Below are 15,204 nucleotides of genomic sequence, written 5' to 3' on the forward strand. Positions count from 1 at the left end.
GATTACAGGCTAAGAAGTTATTTTCCTGATTTAGTATCCAAAATTTATACCAAGTAGTTTGCGACGCTTTTCTAGTTAACTCCTTGGTATTATTTTTACGCCTTCCTCTTTTAAGTGATGTCTACATGGGTTATTTTGTATCACATCTTCTCAAACTAATCCTTAACCTAAGAATCATAGCTGCTTATTTTCCAGCGCAATTTTATTAAAAAATAATTAAAATTTTAACCTTTGTGGAAACAGCTACGATGAAATTTCACCCTCAGCCAAGACAGTAGAACTGATCCCCGGAAGCAATACTAAAATAAATATAAATTATTTGTTCAAAACTAGATTTTTTTAAGTGATACATACCACTCAATGATTAAATCTTAATATACCAAGTATATGGCTGAGAGTAACGCATAGAATTAGAAACACCTTGGTGTAAACTTTAGCAACGATGTTAAAAAGAATTCTCAATGCTTAACAAAGTCATCGCTTCTTCACAAACTACAGTATAAAGAATTGGCAACATTGGTAAAGACAGTAAACAATAACCATAACTAAACTTGGAGTTTTGCCAACCTATGCAGCCAATTCGCACATTTAACGTATCCCCTTCACTACCACCGCGACTCGAACCACTGCGGCGGCTAGCATATAACTTGCACTGGGATTGGAACGTTGAGAGCAAAGATTTATTTCGTCGCTTAGACTCTGACTTGTGGGAGTCTAGCCATCATAACCCAGTGTTGATGCTCGGTACTATCTCTCAATCGCGGCTTTTGGAAGTTGTCGAAGATGAAGGCTTTCTCGCGCAAATGGATCGAGCTGACCGTCAGTTAGATGATTATTTGCAAGAACGCACTTGGTATCAAAAACAACGGGAGCAAAAACCAAAAGAATGCTACGCCTATTTTTCGGCGGAATTTGGACTTGTCGATTGTTTACCCGTCTATTCGGGGGGCTTGGGAGTTCTGGCGGGGGATCACCTCAAATCTGCTAGTGACTTGGGGCTACCGCTTGTCGGTGTAGGTTTGCTGTATCAGCAAGGCTACTTTGCCCAGTATCTCAATGCTGATGGCTGGCAGCAAGAACGCTACTTGCTCAATGATTTTTATAATATGCCCTTGCATCTAGAGCGCAATGCCGATGGTTCAGAACTACGGATTGCGGTAGATTATCCTGGACGCAAGGTATACGCTAGAGTTTGGCGCGTACAGGTGGGAACTGTTCCCTTGTATCTGCTTGACACCAATATTGAACCCAACAACACTTACGACCACGACATTACAGATCAGCTGTATGGTGGCGACATCGATATGCGTATCCACCAGGAAATCATGCTGGGGATCGGTGGTGTGCAAATGCTCAAAGCTTTGGGGCTGAAAGTCACCGCTTACCACATGAATGAAGGCCACGCCGCCTTCTCTGCCCTAGAACGCATCCGCTTGCTGATTCAGGAAGAAGGGCTGAGTTATGCCCAAGCTAAACAGGTGGTGGCTTCCAGTAATATCTTTACTACCCACACGCCAGTACCAGCAGGGATTGACTTATTCGCTCCCGACAAAATGCTGCACTACTTGGGGTACTATGCAGAGATATTTGGGTTGCCCAAAGAGCAATTTTTAGGACTGGGGCGCGAGAATACAGGTGATTTATCTGGGCCTTTCAGTATGGCGGTGCTGGCTTTGAAAATGGCAACATTTTCTAACGGTGTCGCACAACTGCACGGGGTAGTGTCGCGGCAAATGTTCCAGGGCTTGTGGCAGAAAGTACCAGTGGAAGAAGTGCCGATCGCAGCAATTACTAATGGTGTCCATGCTCGGAGTTGTGTGGCGAAATCGACTCAAGAATTGTACGATCGCTATCTAGGCCCAAATTGGTCATCAGCACCACCAGATAGCCCATTGTGGGACCGGATGGATGCTATACCCGATGAGGAATTGTGGCGCAATCACGAACGCTGCCGCTTGGATATGATTTTGTATGTACGGGAGCATTTGGTCAAGCATTTAACCGATCGCGGCGCTTCTGCTTCCGAAATTATCCAGGCACAAGAAGTTTTAGATCCTTACGCTTTCACCATCGGCTTTGCCCGTCGCTTTGCCACCTACAAACGCGCCACCCTCTGGATGCGTGATTTGGATCGGATTAAGCGGCTTCTGCTGGCTAACAAAGACCGGAAAGTGCAATTCGTAATTGCTGGTAAGGCACATCCCAAGGATATCCCCGGTAAAGAACTGATCCGCGAGATCAATCACTTTATCCGCGAACAACATTTAGAAAAACAGGTAGTGTTTGTTCCCAATTACGACATTCACATCTCCCGGTTGATGGTTGCGGGTTGCGATATCTGGTTAAATACACCGCGTCGTCCACGGGAAGCCTCTGGTACCAGTGGCATGAAAGCCGCAATGAATGGCTTGCCGAATTTAAGTGTACTAGATGGCTGGTGGGATGAAGCTGATTACGTCCGCACAGGTTGGGCGATTGGGCACGGCGAGAATTACGACGATCCTAACTATCAAGATGAAGTAGAAGCAAATGCTCTCTACGAATTGTTAGAGAAGGAAGTTGTACCGCTATTTTATGAACACCGGGATACTGATGGCTTACCTCGTCCGTGGGTTGCCAAAATGAAGGATGCAATTCGGTTGAATTGTCCGTTCTTCAATACAGCACGGATGGTAGGAGAATATGCACAAAGAGCTTATTTCCCGGCTAGCGATCGCTATCATACCCTGACTGTTGATAACTATGCCCCAGCGAAAGAACTAGCTGCTTGGAAAGAAAAACTGGGCGAACACTGGTTCAACATCAGAATCAAAGATGTTGATGTATCGGCAGCTTCAGACATTGAGGTTAACCAAACTGTTGCTGTCAAAGCCAAAGTTGACTTAGCAACCTTGACCAATGATGATGTGCAGGTGGAGTTATATCAAGGTGCGATCGATGCCAATGGTGAGATTGTCAACGCTGTAACAGTGGTGATGGATTACCAAGGTGAAGATTCACAGCAATTGAGCATTTACACGGGTAATATTACTTATACCGCTTCTGGTTTACAGGGCTTGTCTTTGCGTGTATTGCCGAAAAATCCAAATCTGGCTAATGCTTATGAACCAAGGTTGATTGCTTGGGCAGAGTAAGAGTGCTGAGTAGTTATTAAATACTCAAGAATAGGCGTTGCTAACTTAAGTTAGCAACGTCTTTTATATTACAAGTTTTCAGGTAAGTAATTAATATCTAGTAGCTGTTCTAAGGTATAGGTAGAATATTGAGGTAAGTTATCGAGTTTGCCTTCAGTTTTATCAATTACATATCCTAAAGCATCATTATAAATTGATGCTAATTCTTTTTCTAAAAATTGATATAAATTCGTTGTTAACTGACGTTTTAATTGATTCCTAAAACCTCTAATTTCTGCTTTCCAATGTCCAGAATTATATTGAGATTCCTCTGTCCAGTATTGCAGTAGCAAAAGATGTCTAATAATTTATTCTAATAAACTAGCAACCTTGGCTTTGTCTCTACGACCCAAATTTTCTAGCTCCTCAATTAAATTTTCTAAATCTAATTCTTCTAAATGGTTAGCTTTCAAGAGTTTGATTGTTTCCTCTAACCAGAGATGCTCGTCAATTTCGTAAAGCTCTTTTAAACTCAAGTTAGAACTAACTCCTTGCATAAAACCTCTTTGAGTTAAATCTTACGACATTACAATTTTAGGCTAATATTCTTTGGGGGATGATAATGTAGCCTGTGGTGCGATCGCCTAATACTAAGTTGCGTTGTTCTCCCCAATACCACCAGTATGCGGCAACATAGGCGCAAATTAAGCTATCTAATTGATCTTCAACTGCTTTCAGGGCTGCGCCTGTGGTGGGGATTTTGGAAGGAAACGTAGACGCACCAGCGGCTTGCCGTAGGCTACCGCAGAGGCGCAGAGAACGCAGAGGAGGAGAAAGAGAGGGGAGGATATCGAGAAGATAATTTTGGAGTTTGATTAGTTCTAGGCGACGCTCAGTGAGTCGTCCTTTTTTGTATTTGAGGATGCGTTCTAAGTTGAATAGGTTAACGATTGCTGGGTGAGGGAAGACTTCTATTTGATATCTGCTAAGTTTTTGCGGTTCAATGGTAGGTGCGTGGGCAAAACCACGTGATTCTAATTCTAAACCAAAGTTGATGGTGCGATCGGCGAAGGGTAGGTTTTGATTAGCTGGGTAGCAGCCTGCATGATATTTGCCAAAGTACTTGTGGCTGAGTTTGTCGGGGAGGCGGCTTCCGGTGGCGTTGGGTATGAGGGTAGGTGCATCTACGGCGATGATGGCTGGTTCGTCTGGTTGGACGCTGCGATCGATCCAGGTGAGGATGTCTGCAATAGCTTCTTTGCGGTCTAGATCGAGTAGTTGCAGTTGTCCATCTATCCATTCTAAACAGCATAGTCCACTTGGTTGCGATCGCCAGCCTAAATCAATGCCAATAAATTTCATTGTCATAACATGAATTTGCGATTATTTTCGCATTTTCAGGCTACCATTTACCTAAATTTACTTGCTAAAAATTGTGAGAAATAATCTTATAATCTGAAATAGCTTGTCTTAATTTATTTTATCTGGCAATAAATTAATCAAGATTATTCCAATGAAAATATTATTTTTACATCCCAATTTTCCTTCACAATTTCGCAATCTAGCGACAGTTTTAGGTAAAGATCCTAATTGCAAAGTCGTCTTTGGAACAAATCGTCGTGAAGGGGAAATACCTGGCGTTTTTAAAGCTATTTACACTCCTTCTCGTGAAGCTGCTCCCCAAACTCACCATTACGTTCGCAACCTAGAAAATGCTGTTCTCACCGCGCAGGCTGTCTATCGCGTGTCCGAAAAATTAAAAGCTGAGGGTTTCTTTCCAGATATAGTTTATGGTCATTCTGGTTGGGGCCCGACTTTATTTATGAAAGATGTTTTTCCCAAAGCAGAATTATTGTGTTATTTCGAGTGGTTTTATCACGCTCACGGTTCGGATGCAGATTTTGATCCCAATGAACCATTGAATGCTGATGATGAATGCCGTATCCGCGTGAAAAATGCACCGATTTTGACTGATTTATATAGCTGCGATCGCGGTCTTTCTCCCACTAATTGGCAGCGTCACCAGTTTCCCAAAGAATATCATAGCAAAATCACTGTACTTCATGATGGTATTGATACCAATTATTTTGTCCCCAAGCCAGACGCAAAGTTAGTTTTACCAAGAATAAATCTTGACCTTTCTTATGTCGAAGAGTTGGTAACTTATGTGGGACGGGGAATGGAACCTTATAGAGGATTTCCACAGTTTATGGAAACGGTGGCACTAATTCAACAGCGAAGACCTAACTGTCATGTAGTAGTTGTGGGAGAAGATAGGGTGGCTTATGGGAAGAATCTCCCCGATGGTCAAACTTATAAACAGTTAATGCTAGAAAAATTAAAATCATCTTTAGATTTATCGAGGCTGCACTTTACAGATAGACTACCTTACAATGAGTATCTTCAGGTTTTACAAGCTTCTTCTGCTCATATTTATTTAACCCGTCCTTTTGTTTTATCCTGGTCAATGTTAGAAGTAATGGCAGCAGGATGTTTACTAATAGCTTCTAAGACTCCGCCAGTATTGGAGGTCATCCACGATGGGGTGAATGGATTGTTGGTAGATTTCTTTTCTCCCCAGGATATTGCTAATCGGGTTGAAGAGGCGCTGAATCATCCTCAAGAGATGAAAAAAATTCGTGCGAATGCGCGAGAGACTATTTTGAAGCGTTATGATTTAGCCAAACTGTTACCACAGCATTTGCAATGGATGTTTGCTGGTAAAAATTCTGAGAGTTTAAAAAAGCGCTCAGTTTCTAAGGGATTTGGAAGAAATTAGATGTTATTGGTCATTGGTCATTTGTCATTTGTCATTGGTCTCTTGCATAAATATTTTTTTGTCTCACGCGAAGGCTCGACGAAGATCGTGAAAATAACGATTTTTACAAGATAGTTTAATTTTATTGTGCCAACTTAACTGATCAAAGTAATTAGCGATCGCTAATTCCTTCCCGACAATTTACCTTGTGAGGATGGTTACTATAGTTACAACTGGGAAAAAAGTAACTTACCAGCCCAAGATTACCTATAATCTTTATGACAAACACTATTTCAATTAACGATTCTCTGGTTCCTAATCCTCTACCGAAACCAGCAATCATTCGACTAGAAAACATTTTCAAGATTTATGGTAGTGGCGAAACAGAGGTACGAGCGCTGAATGATGTCAACCTAATTGTGGAACAGGGCGAATATTGTGCAATCATGGGCCCTTCAGGTTCTGGTAAATCCACAGCCATGAATATTATCGGTTGTTTAGACCGTCCGACAATGGGACATTATTACTTAGATAATCTTGATGTAGCCCAAATGGACGATCGCTCATTGGCGCATATCCGTAATAAAAAACTGGGGTTTGTGTTTCAACAATTTCACCTATTGCCCCAACTAACAGCATTAGAAAATGTGATACTGCCAATGCTGTATGCTGGTGTGAATCCAAAAGAAAGAAGCGATCGCGCCACAATTGCATTGACGCGAGTCGGTTTAGCAAATCGCCTCAACAACAAACCAACTCAACTATCTGGGGGGCAACAACAAAGAGTAGCGATCGCACGAGCCATTGTCAATCGTCCTGTAGTACTCCTAGCCGATGAACCCACAGGCGCACTTGATTCGCGCACAACCCAAGAAGTCTTAGATATCTTTAGCGAACTCAATGCCAGTGGAATCACTGTTGTCATGGTGACACATGAGCCAGAAGTTGCCCGTCAAACCCAGCGCATCGTTTGGTTCCGCGATGGTCAAGTGGTACATTCTAACCTCACCCCAAGCGACTTGAGTCAGTTGGCTGTCTCATAAGTTATAAAAGTCCGCTTTCCTTCTCTAAGAGAGGCTGTCCAACGGAACGCTACTCGTAGCTTGGCACAGCGTAGGAGGAAGCGGACTTTGTTAGTGTAGCCGAGACTTCTAGCTGCCAGTCCCGATTACAAACTCGACGTTTTTCCAGTTTCTGCTTGCGTTGCGATCGGCTTAACATCGGTGTAACCCACTTCACCCGCTATTGTCCGAAACACGGAAATTTGCTCGTCAAAATCTAGTTTTTCAATCTGGGAAACCAGATCGTTAATTGCCTTACTTGGCTCGTAGCTACCTGGTAAGTCAACTACTTGATTCCCCATAGCTACCGCCCAAGCATACCAAACTAACAGCTGGTTGTTTTCTTTTATCGCCCCATAAGCACGGGAATATTCTGTATCTTTGCGGTTAACAATATCCCGCATAATATCTAGTTGTTGCTCATCTGATAATTCAAAAAAGTCTCCTAGCAGAAGTGGTGATAATTCTGGTTCAGCAGCAGCAGGAACAGCTGGCGTAATAGAATCACCCATTTTTTTATAAACCAAATAGAACCAAGCTAATTTTGCATCGGTATCTAAATTGTTAAACGCATCCACCAATTTTTGAGTTTCATTGCTCTGAGCTTGAGAAATAGTTTTATCGTAACTTGCAGTCATAATTTTATTTCCAAAGAAATTTTACACGCTAAACTAAGGCTTACCAAAGTTTGAGCATCAGCTTCTACTATCGAGAGAAAGATTTATGTTAATTGCAAATTTCAGCTTTAATCTATCTTTTAATAGACGTAAAGTCTCTCCCCAGGGAGCATGAAAATAGCTAATTACCTTGTTATGCTTTTTCAAGTAAGCAATAAAAAATTTAACTTAAGGATTTTAATTATGCCTGATGAAGTAAAGCCCAATGTTAATGAAGCTCCCACCCATGATGCTCAATTAGCTGCCGAAAACATCGCTAGTGGTGAAGAAAAAGCGCCAAAAGTTGATTTTGATGCTGACTATGCAGCTGCACAACAATTTAGCGTGAGTGAAGTTGATCGTACTGGTGAAGGTGCAGCAGCAGCCGAAGCAGCCACAGCACCTAAATATCAAACCTCTAAGCCAGAAGAGACAAAAATTGAAGCGCAGTCAACTGGTAATCCTGACGATTATGCAGAGTTAGCAAAGGAAGTTGGGAATTCTAGAACTGAAGGTGTGACTAATGTCAGTGATGAACTAGTACAAAAAGCTTTGGAAAAGGGTCAACCGAAAAAGTAATTTTTGCTAATCCAATATTTAGACATCTGGTGAAAAAGAACGTAGAGACCTAGCAATGCTAGGTCTCTACAATGCTAGGTTTCTAAAATGGTTATGGATAACGCATATTTAATTTATGGAGATATTTATATAATTAATAACCATTCATCACTTCTAGCAGTTCGCTAGGTTGGTGAATCAAATAATCTGGATTTTGTTTAGCTAATACTTCCGATGAATTAAAGCCCCAAGCTACTGCGATTACTTGGATATTTGCTTTCTTTGATGCTTCTATATCTCTGGTTTCATCTCCGACATAAATAACTTCTTGGGGTTTGAGTTGCTTTTGCCTCAATACATTATTGATTATGGTTGTTTTGCCAAAAATTGTAATTCCTGAGTAGATGAAATCAAACAGATGATTTAAATCATTGATTGTGAGAAATTGGGTAACGTTATCTTTAGAATTAGAAGTGATAATACCCAGTTTATATCCTTGATTTTGCAGTTCTATTAATGCTTCTTTAATTCCCGGAATTGGTTTTAATTCGGGAATTTTGTCTTTTAATTCCCCTTTAACTTTTTTAACTAAAAAAGGTATTTTAAATAGAGAAACTCCTGAGAACTTAATAATTTCCCTAGATGTTAAGTTTTTAAGGAGGGCTAATTGCTCTGGGCTGATGTGTCTATAACCAAAGTCTACAGCTAGACGATTGGCAATACTTACAAGGGCATCTACTGTATCAGCAATTGTGCCATCAAAATCAAAAATAATTACTTTCGGGGTCATTATTTGCCTGGATGCGTCAAGATTAGCTAGGGCGTTGCGTCGTAACATTTCTGGCTTAATCCGCCGCAAGGCAGATGCTGGAAATCGTTTATCCCACTCCTGGTCTGAGATTTGGGCTAATTCTAGCAGTTTGGGAGCAATATTCCCAGGATAAGGCTGAAACTCTGGAATATCAGTTGCTTGGGCAAAACGTTGATTCCAAGGACAAACGTCTTGACAAATATCACAACCAGCAACCCAGCCTTGTAAATGAGGTGCGATCGCCTCTGGCAGTTCTTTGTCCCGATTTTCAATTGTATGATAGGCGATGCAGCGATTAGCATCCACAACAAAAGGCTGAGTAATTGCACCTGTAGGACAAGCCTGAAGACAACGAGTACAGCTACCGCAGTGTTCTGTATGCGGGCGATCGCTCTCTAGCTCCAAATTGGTTAACACTTCTCCCAAAAATACCCAAGAGCCATATTCTCGTGTAATCACATTACCATTCTTGGCAATCCAACCAATTCCGGCAAGTTGAGCCAATACTTTATCTTGTACTGGGCCAGTGTCTGCATAATAACGAACTCTTACACTTTCATCTAGTGATTCCAGCCATGTAGATAGCTGCTTGAGTTTTTTATGCATCACCTTGTGATAATCTCTTCCCCAACCATAACGGGAAATTTTGGCATATTCTTCGCCTTCTCCTGACGGAGACGCTCCGCGAACGGGACGTTGATGTGGTGTGTAGTAATTTAGCGCCACACACACTAGCGATCGCGCTTCTGGCATCACTAAGCGGATATTTTGACGTTTTGGGTTAGCCATCCATTCCATATCGGCGTGATAACCCAGTTCAATCCATGCTTGTAACCTCTGCGCTTCTGTGGCATCTATGCTATCTACAGCAGCAATTCCAACTTTGTGAAAGCCCAACTCGCTGGCTTTTTCTTTCACCACACTACTGCTTGTTACAGAATACTGACTCATTTTTTTATTTGGATTTTGCCTAAATAAAGGCAAATAAATTATATATTACCTAGTCAATACCTTTAATGAATATTTGTTACTTTTCCTACGTATCAATTTTATCGAGAAATGAAGAAGGCAAGAGGGTAGTATTCCTCCTGCCTCCTGCCCTCTGCCCTCTGCCTCCTGCCCCCTGCCTTCTGCAATTTTTGCAACACCAATGTAGAGACATTCCATTGCAACATCTCAACTTCCATCGTGAGGAAGATTTAACAATATGGAGCAATCTATCTCAAAAGCAGCTTTCTTTTGAGCGATTTTTGTATTGAAATGAATATTCAGTTAGCATAATACAAAGAATTTTATGACTTCTGCTGAATTTATATCCCCAGCACAGTTGAAAGAAGAATTCCAGATTGAGGGAATCACAGAAACAAGCGTACTGCGTTATTTTCAAACCTTAAATGCCGGAGAATTTGAGGCAACTGCTGCCTTATTTGCGGTAGATGGTGTGATGCGTCCACCCTTTGAATCTGATATTGTGGGGACAGATGCGATCGCAGCCTACTTAAAACAAGAAGGCCAAAACGTTAAAGCTTACCCCAACACGGCAATCGCCGAGACTTTAGAAACCGGTGAGATTCAAATTCAGGTAGCAGGCAAAGCCCAAACTTCCTGGTGTAGTGTGAATGTCTTGTGGCTATTTATCCTCAACCAACAACGGCAAATTTTCTATACTAGAATCAAACTTTTAGCTTCTCCCCAAGAGTTACTTTCTTTACGCCGTGAAAAGTAGTAAATAAGTATAATTGTTGAGGAAATGTTTGATATTACCCAAAACAAAATCTAGGCATCAAAAATTCCTATAAATAACTTTTGTCTATTTGACTAATTCGGGTAAAGTAGCTTGTAACTTGAGACAGTTTGCACCATCAATCTGCAACTCATAGTCTACTTTATCCATCAGACGATTCATAATCAGCCAACCATAACCACCTTCTTGTTTTTCCAAAGGGTTGGGAGCGTAGTAGTTAGACATATCAAAGCCTTCGCCGTAGTCCCAAACTTCTAAGGCCAGATCCCGGTCTTTCACTTCCAAACGCAGTAAAATTGGTAAATTTGGTTTGTCCTTGTGGGCATGACGGACTGCATTTGAGTAGGCTTCCACCAAAGCCAGTCTCAAACGACTTGATTGCCGTGACCAATCCACGGATTCTCCTAGCTGAATTTTCAAACATCCCAGCAACCAGTTTTCGACAATATTCAGAAAATTCAAGTCACTTGGTACATGAAGCTCACTTTTCATCACTTATAAAATCTCCAGTGAAAGTATAGTTTGATCGTCTTCTTGAATGTGGTTATCTGCCTGGATGCGAGCTAGTAAATGGTTGAGAGAAAGTGGTTGTTCTTCTTGTTGTAACAGTTGCCAAAGACCATCTTGGTTCAGCATAGAACGGTTAACTGCCTCAGCACTAGACCCGTTTTTTACTGTTAAATCAGAATCATTTGAGATCGTTGCTTCTGTAATACCATCACTGGCGAGTAATAATGTGTCTCCAGTAGCGAGAACCAAACGACCAGACTGTGCCTGCCACTTGGGTAAGATTCCCAAAGGAACACTGCGGACTTTCAGGTAATTAGGATTGTCGCCTAAAGCGTCTTGGCGTGACCATAACAGTGGATAAATATGACCGGCATTCGTGTAGACGAGTTCCTTAGTACTAGGGGTATAACAGGCTAACACAAGAGTAATGAAATAATTGTTGCTAATTAAATCTTCACTCAGAGCATGATTGAGGTTTTGCATAACCACATTCGGCTCGGCTGGTGTTTCTTGAGATAATTCCCGGCGTAAAACTGAAATAATACTAGCCATAAATAAAGCAGCTGGGACACCCTTACCAGAGACATCACCTACTGCTAACCACAAGTCCCCTTTGGGATGAACAAACACTTCAAAGAAATCGCCTCCTACTTCCCGCGCCGGGTAGCAGCAGGCTTGCACTTTTACACCCTTGATATCAGGTAAACTTTGGCGTAGCAAATTGTATTGAATTTGCCGAGCCACCTCCAACTCATTATGAATCTGCTGTTGCTTTTCTTGGAGACGCTGGTAAAGTTTTGCTTGAGAGAGAGCTAAGGCTGCTTGTTCGGCAACACCTGCAATTAGTTGGATGTCTTCGTCTTGCCAAGGGCGATCGCGTCCCCATTGGTGAAGGGCCAGCACAGCCAACAAATGCTGCTGGTAGCTAAGTGGTACAACCAAATGGTGACAGGGGTTGCCCTCGTATATTTCTTGAGTAAGTTGATAATGACGGGTTTCCAGCACTTTTTCAATTAAAATACTGGGGTCGAAGAAGCAATCTAATGCATTGGATTTAGGATCGTAGTATGAAAACTCATCTTGGATCAGGCGATCGCCCTCTACTGGTCTGAGCAAGCAACTGCTAGCGTCAAATGTTTGTCCAATGGTTGCGACAATTTTTTGCAGCATACTGTCGTAGTCTAAAGACTCACGAATTGCGGTTGTTACGGCATTAAACAAAGATTCTCGCCGTAGGGCCCGACGCAACTCTTGGGTGCGCTTCTTGACTACACGATATGTATCAGTCGCTTGCTCAACTAATGCCCTGAGTTTATCTGGATTCCACGGTTTGGTAATATACTTGAACACCTGACCGGAGTTAATGGCATCCACTAAATCTTCGACATCAGTAAAACCAGTTAACAAAATCCGGATCGTGTCAGGAAAGCGCTCTACTGTCCGACTAAAAAATTCGGTTCCATTCATTTCTGGCATTCTTTGGTCAGAAATAATCACCGCCATTTCGCCAAATTGATCCAAGATTTCCAGAGCGCCAAAGGCATGATTGGCTTTATATACTTGAAAATCTCGTCTAAAAGTGCGGTAGAGTAAATCTAGGTTGTCTGGCTCATCATCTACCACCATGAGCTTAAGTTTTTCGACCCCTGTCTCAGCCATATTTGACTTTACTTTTGAGATGTTTGAATGGCGATATAGTGTGATGTTTATCCCACATAATAAATCACAGAAAATCAGAGAAGCCATTCACTTTGAAAATATCACTTTCTCAAAGTTATGAGTTTCCCTTGATCGTTTTCAATTGCTCCACATCAAAATTACCTTTACCCAACTAAACCAGAACGCAGGGCGCGGACTGCTGCTTGGGTACGGTCATCGGCACATAGCTTATTCAAAATATTGCGAACGTGAGTTTTAACAGTCCCAACAGTGATGTAAAGTCTTTCCGCAATTAGTGCATTACTACAACCTTCGACAATCAACTGTAGCACTTCTAATTCCCTTTCTGTCAGGGTGTAAGGTTGAATTCCTTCCAGATTCTCGACATAATCAGGGTTAGAGGCAATAGTCTTAGCATCTACAAAAGCCGATTCCAACTTTTGAGGATTTTGTTGTGCTTGTTGTAATACAATTCGAGCGATCGCTGGATCGATCCAGGCGTTGCCATTGTAAGTTACTCTCACTGCTTCCAGCAAATTATCAAATTTGATATCTTTCATACAGTAAGAGTCTGCACCAGCAGCAAAAGCCGCCAACACAGCTTCTTTGTTATCCCGCAGCGTCAAAATTAACACTTTTGTGGCTAGCTGCTGCCCATTTGCAGTAGATTTTACCTCCCGTGTTAGTTCAATACCATCTTTATCTGGTAAACCAATATCTACGATCGCAATATCAGGTTGTACCATTTTTAACATCTTTAACCCCTCGGCAGCATTGGCAGCTTCACCTACAACTTCAATTTCATCCTTTTGGATGAGCGCTGTCCGAATACCCACGCGAGTGAGGTCATGATCTTCAATTAAAGCAATACGAATTTTACTCATAGCCAACTTCAGCCCGTTACACTACCTTAACCATAAAGTCGAGTTTCGTGACATACTCCCACACTAACTGTAAGCAGTATAGTAGGAGCTTCTGTTCCCGGAACCAGAGTTGCGAGTTGAGCTTTTTTATACTGGGTTAATATTACACTTTCACAATAAAGTTTGCACTGATCCAGCCCAAGTACAAGCGCTCTGAGAAATCCCCACTTTCAAAACCGCAGGCTTGTAGAGCCAATTTTTAAAATGGGCAGTATGTCAAGCTTTCTATTGTTCCAAGGCACTGGGGATCTTTCCTGCCTAAGTTCTAATATAAAAAAATTTGATAAACTTAACATTCAAGTAAATCTGGCGTGAGGGTTACTCAAGAATAGGCTATGTCTAAAGGCAATCAAGCATTTTCAGTATTGGGAATACCAGTTCATGTGATGGCTAACTATCCAGGCTGGTTGTTAGAAAGCCTAGAACAAGGCAGAGGAATTCATGTAGTAACGCTCAATGCAGAAATGACTATGCAGGCAGAGCAGAATGAATTCCTCGCTCAGATAATTAAAAATGCTGAACTAGTTATTCCCGATGGGGCCGGGGTTGTTCTGTATTTACGGTTATTATTATGGCAAAAAGTGCAGCGTTTTCCGGGAATTGAATTAGCAGAAAAACTTTTGCAAGAACTTGGACAACAGAAGACAGGGGCAAAGGTGTTTTTTTATGGAGCAGCGCCTGGGGTGGCCTCAACTGCGGCAGATTTTTGGCAGCAGCAAATTCCAGATTTGAATATAGTAGGCACTCACTCAGGCTACCATTCTCCAGAAGAAGAAGCGCAATTGCAACAAACTCTTGCTCAATTGCAGCCACAAGTGATTTTTGTCGGTTTGGGAGTGCCACGTCAAGAGTTATGGATTGCCGAAAACCGCCATTTGTGTCCTCAAGCAATTTGGATTGGCGTTGGTGGTAGTTTTGATATTTGGTCGGGAACTAAAACCCGCGCTCCCGCCTGGTTAGCAAATAATAATTTGGAATGGTTATATCGGCTGTATCAAGAACCTTGGCGTTGGCGGCGAATGTTGGCTTTGCCAGCTTTTGCTGTAAAGGCTTTTATTTATCGTTTGACAGCGAAAGATGCAATTAGTTAAGTAGGTTGGCGCAATTAAAGCTAAGTGGCAAGGACTGTCAAGTCGCTTCGCTCCAATTAAAAATTAAAAATGTAAAATTAAAAATTGCAAGACGCGACGCTCCTGCGTCGCTATCGGGGACTCGCTTGCCGCCGGCGCTATCAGTGGGGGCTTGTACCCAAAATTAATTAAAAATTATTCTTCTTCTTCACTAATTTTTAATTTTTAACTTTTAATTTTTAATTAAAAAAAGGTCATTTGTCCTTTGTCATTGGTCATTTGTCCTTTGTCATTTGTCCTTTGTCATTTGTCCTTGGTCATTTGTCCTTTGTCATTTGTCC

General features: G+C 41.8%; 12 protein-coding genes and 2 pseudogenes. 6 read left to right on the plus strand and 8 right to left on the minus strand.

Annotated elements, in window-relative coordinates; genetic code table 11:
- The first annotated feature begins 569 nt into the window (after positions 1–569).
- Positions 570–3,134: an alpha-glucan family phosphorylase gene (gene glgP, locus GJB62_RS10830; RefSeq protein ID WP_114083508.1), complete on the plus strand. Its 2,565-nt coding sequence runs from the start codon at positions 570–572 to the stop codon at positions 3,132–3,134.
- 68 nt (positions 3,135–3,202) lie between these two features.
- Here the strand turns inward: glgP and GJB62_RS10835 are convergent.
- Both GJB62_RS10835 and GJB62_RS10840 read right to left on the minus strand, forming a co-directional pair.
- Positions 3,203–3,670 (minus strand): annotated as a pseudogene (locus tag GJB62_RS10835) (DUF29 domain-containing protein).
- A gap of 37 nt (positions 3,671–3,707) precedes the next feature.
- The gene (locus tag GJB62_RS10840) at positions 3,708–4,475 is read right to left on the minus strand and encodes a DUF429 domain-containing protein (protein WP_114083545.1); all 768 of its coding nucleotides are present in this window, start codon (positions 4,473–4,475) and stop codon (positions 3,708–3,710) included.
- 151 nt (positions 4,476–4,626) lie between these two features.
- On the opposite strand from GJB62_RS10840, the gene GJB62_RS10845 reads away from it, so the two are divergent.
- Together GJB62_RS10845 and GJB62_RS10850 are read left to right on the plus strand one after the other, a co-directional pair.
- Positions 4,627–5,892, plus strand: a complete 1,266-nt coding sequence (locus tag GJB62_RS10845) for a glycosyltransferase family 4 protein (protein ID WP_114083507.1) — start codon at positions 4,627–4,629, stop codon at positions 5,890–5,892.
- Positions 5,893–6,149: 257 nt separating this feature from the next.
- A complete protein-coding gene (locus GJB62_RS10850) occupies positions 6,150–6,914 on the plus strand; it encodes an ABC transporter ATP-binding protein (RefSeq protein ID WP_114083506.1) in 765 nt (254 codons plus the stop codon).
- 125 nt (positions 6,915–7,039) lie between these two features.
- Here the strand turns inward: GJB62_RS10850 and GJB62_RS10855 are convergent, their stop codons facing one another.
- Positions 7,040–7,570, minus strand: a complete 531-nt coding sequence (locus GJB62_RS10855) for an orange carotenoid protein N-terminal domain-containing protein (RefSeq protein ID WP_012411415.1) — start codon at positions 7,568–7,570, stop codon at positions 7,040–7,042.
- A 222-nt stretch (positions 7,571–7,792) separates the two neighbouring features.
- Here GJB62_RS10855 and GJB62_RS10860 point away from each other — a divergent pair, with 222 nt between their 5' ends.
- Positions 7,793–8,167: a hypothetical protein gene (locus tag GJB62_RS10860; RefSeq protein WP_114083544.1), complete on the plus strand. Its 375-nt coding sequence runs from the start codon at positions 7,793–7,795 to the stop codon at positions 8,165–8,167.
- Positions 8,168–8,300: 133 nt separating this feature from the next.
- Here GJB62_RS10860 and GJB62_RS37425 read toward each other — a convergent pair whose 3' ends face one another.
- Positions 8,301–8,936, minus strand: coding sequence for an HAD-IA family hydrolase (locus GJB62_RS37425; protein ID WP_242064783.1), 636 nt, complete (start codon positions 8,934–8,936; stop codon positions 8,301–8,303).
- Positions 8,911–9,908, minus strand: a pseudogene (gene queG / locus GJB62_RS37430) (tRNA epoxyqueuosine(34) reductase QueG). The gene GJB62_RS37425 and the pseudogene queG overlap by 26 nt, the downstream one beginning before the upstream one ends.
- A 343-nt stretch (positions 9,909–10,251) precedes the next feature.
- Here queG and GJB62_RS10870 point away from each other — a divergent pair.
- Positions 10,252–10,683, plus strand: coding sequence for a ketosteroid isomerase family protein (locus GJB62_RS10870; protein ID WP_114083504.1), 432 nt, complete (start codon positions 10,252–10,254; stop codon positions 10,681–10,683).
- Between the two features lie 84 nt (positions 10,684–10,767).
- On the opposite strand, the gene GJB62_RS10875 is transcribed toward GJB62_RS10870, so the two are convergent.
- The 3 genes from GJB62_RS10875 to GJB62_RS10885 form a co-directional block, all read right to left on the minus strand.
- Positions 10,768–11,193, minus strand: coding sequence for an anti-sigma regulatory factor (locus GJB62_RS10875; RefSeq protein WP_012411419.1), 426 nt, complete (start codon positions 11,191–11,193; stop codon positions 10,768–10,770).
- Positions 11,194–11,196: 3 nt separating this feature from the next.
- Positions 11,197–12,870 carry a SpoIIE family protein phosphatase gene (locus GJB62_RS10880; RefSeq protein WP_114083503.1) on the minus strand — a complete coding sequence of 558 codons (1,674 nt, stop codon included), beginning with the start codon at positions 12,868–12,870 and terminating at the stop codon, positions 11,197–11,199.
- A gap of 164 nt (positions 12,871–13,034) precedes the next feature.
- Positions 13,035–13,754, minus strand: a complete 720-nt coding sequence (locus GJB62_RS10885) for a response regulator transcription factor (protein ID WP_012411421.1) — start codon at positions 13,752–13,754, stop codon at positions 13,035–13,037.
- Positions 13,755–14,128: 374 nt separating this feature from the next.
- Here GJB62_RS10885 and GJB62_RS10890 point away from each other — a divergent pair, with 374 nt between their 5' ends.
- Positions 14,129–14,884 (plus strand): WecB/TagA/CpsF family glycosyltransferase, encoded by a 756-nt coding sequence (locus tag GJB62_RS10890; RefSeq protein WP_114083502.1) that lies wholly within the window; start codon positions 14,129–14,131, stop codon positions 14,882–14,884.
- Positions 14,885–15,204 lie beyond the last annotated feature (320 nt).

This window comes from Nostoc sp. ATCC 53789 (genome assembly GCF_009873495.1).
GTDB lineage: Bacteria > Cyanobacteriota > Cyanobacteriia > Cyanobacteriales > Nostocaceae > Nostoc > Nostoc muscorum_A.

Excerpts from the sequence above, each read along its gene's own strand:
- glgP (WP_114083508.1), top strand. The coding sequence starts at position 570 with ATGCAGCCAATTCGCACATTTAACGTATCCCCTTCACTACCACCGCGA.
- GJB62_RS10840 (WP_114083545.1), bottom strand. The coding sequence starts at position 4,475 with ATGAAATTTATTGGCATTGATTTAGGCTGGCGATCGCAACCAAGTGGA.
- GJB62_RS10845 (WP_114083507.1), top strand. The coding sequence starts at position 4,627 with ATGAAAATATTATTTTTACATCCCAATTTTCCTTCACAATTTCGCAAT.
- GJB62_RS10850 (WP_114083506.1), top strand. The coding sequence starts at position 6,150 with ATGACAAACACTATTTCAATTAACGATTCTCTGGTTCCTAATCCTCTA.
- GJB62_RS10855 (WP_012411415.1), bottom strand. The coding sequence starts at position 7,570 with ATGACTGCAAGTTACGATAAAACTATTTCTCAAGCTCAGAGCAATGAA.
- GJB62_RS10860 (WP_114083544.1), top strand. The coding sequence starts at position 7,793 with ATGCCTGATGAAGTAAAGCCCAATGTTAATGAAGCTCCCACCCATGAT.
- GJB62_RS37425 (WP_242064783.1), bottom strand. The coding sequence starts at position 8,936 with ATGACCCCGAAAGTAATTATTTTTGATTTTGATGGCACAATTGCTGAT.
- GJB62_RS10870 (WP_114083504.1), top strand. The coding sequence starts at position 10,252 with ATGACTTCTGCTGAATTTATATCCCCAGCACAGTTGAAAGAAGAATTC.
- GJB62_RS10875 (WP_012411419.1), bottom strand. The coding sequence starts at position 11,193 with ATGAAAAGTGAGCTTCATGTACCAAGTGACTTGAATTTTCTGAATATT.
- GJB62_RS10880 (WP_114083503.1), bottom strand. The coding sequence starts at position 12,870 with ATGGCTGAGACAGGGGTCGAAAAACTTAAGCTCATGGTGGTAGATGAT.
- GJB62_RS10885 (WP_012411421.1), bottom strand. The coding sequence starts at position 13,754 with ATGAGTAAAATTCGTATTGCTTTAATTGAAGATCATGACCTCACTCGC.
- GJB62_RS10890 (WP_114083502.1), top strand. The coding sequence starts at position 14,129 with ATGTCTAAAGGCAATCAAGCATTTTCAGTATTGGGAATACCAGTTCAT.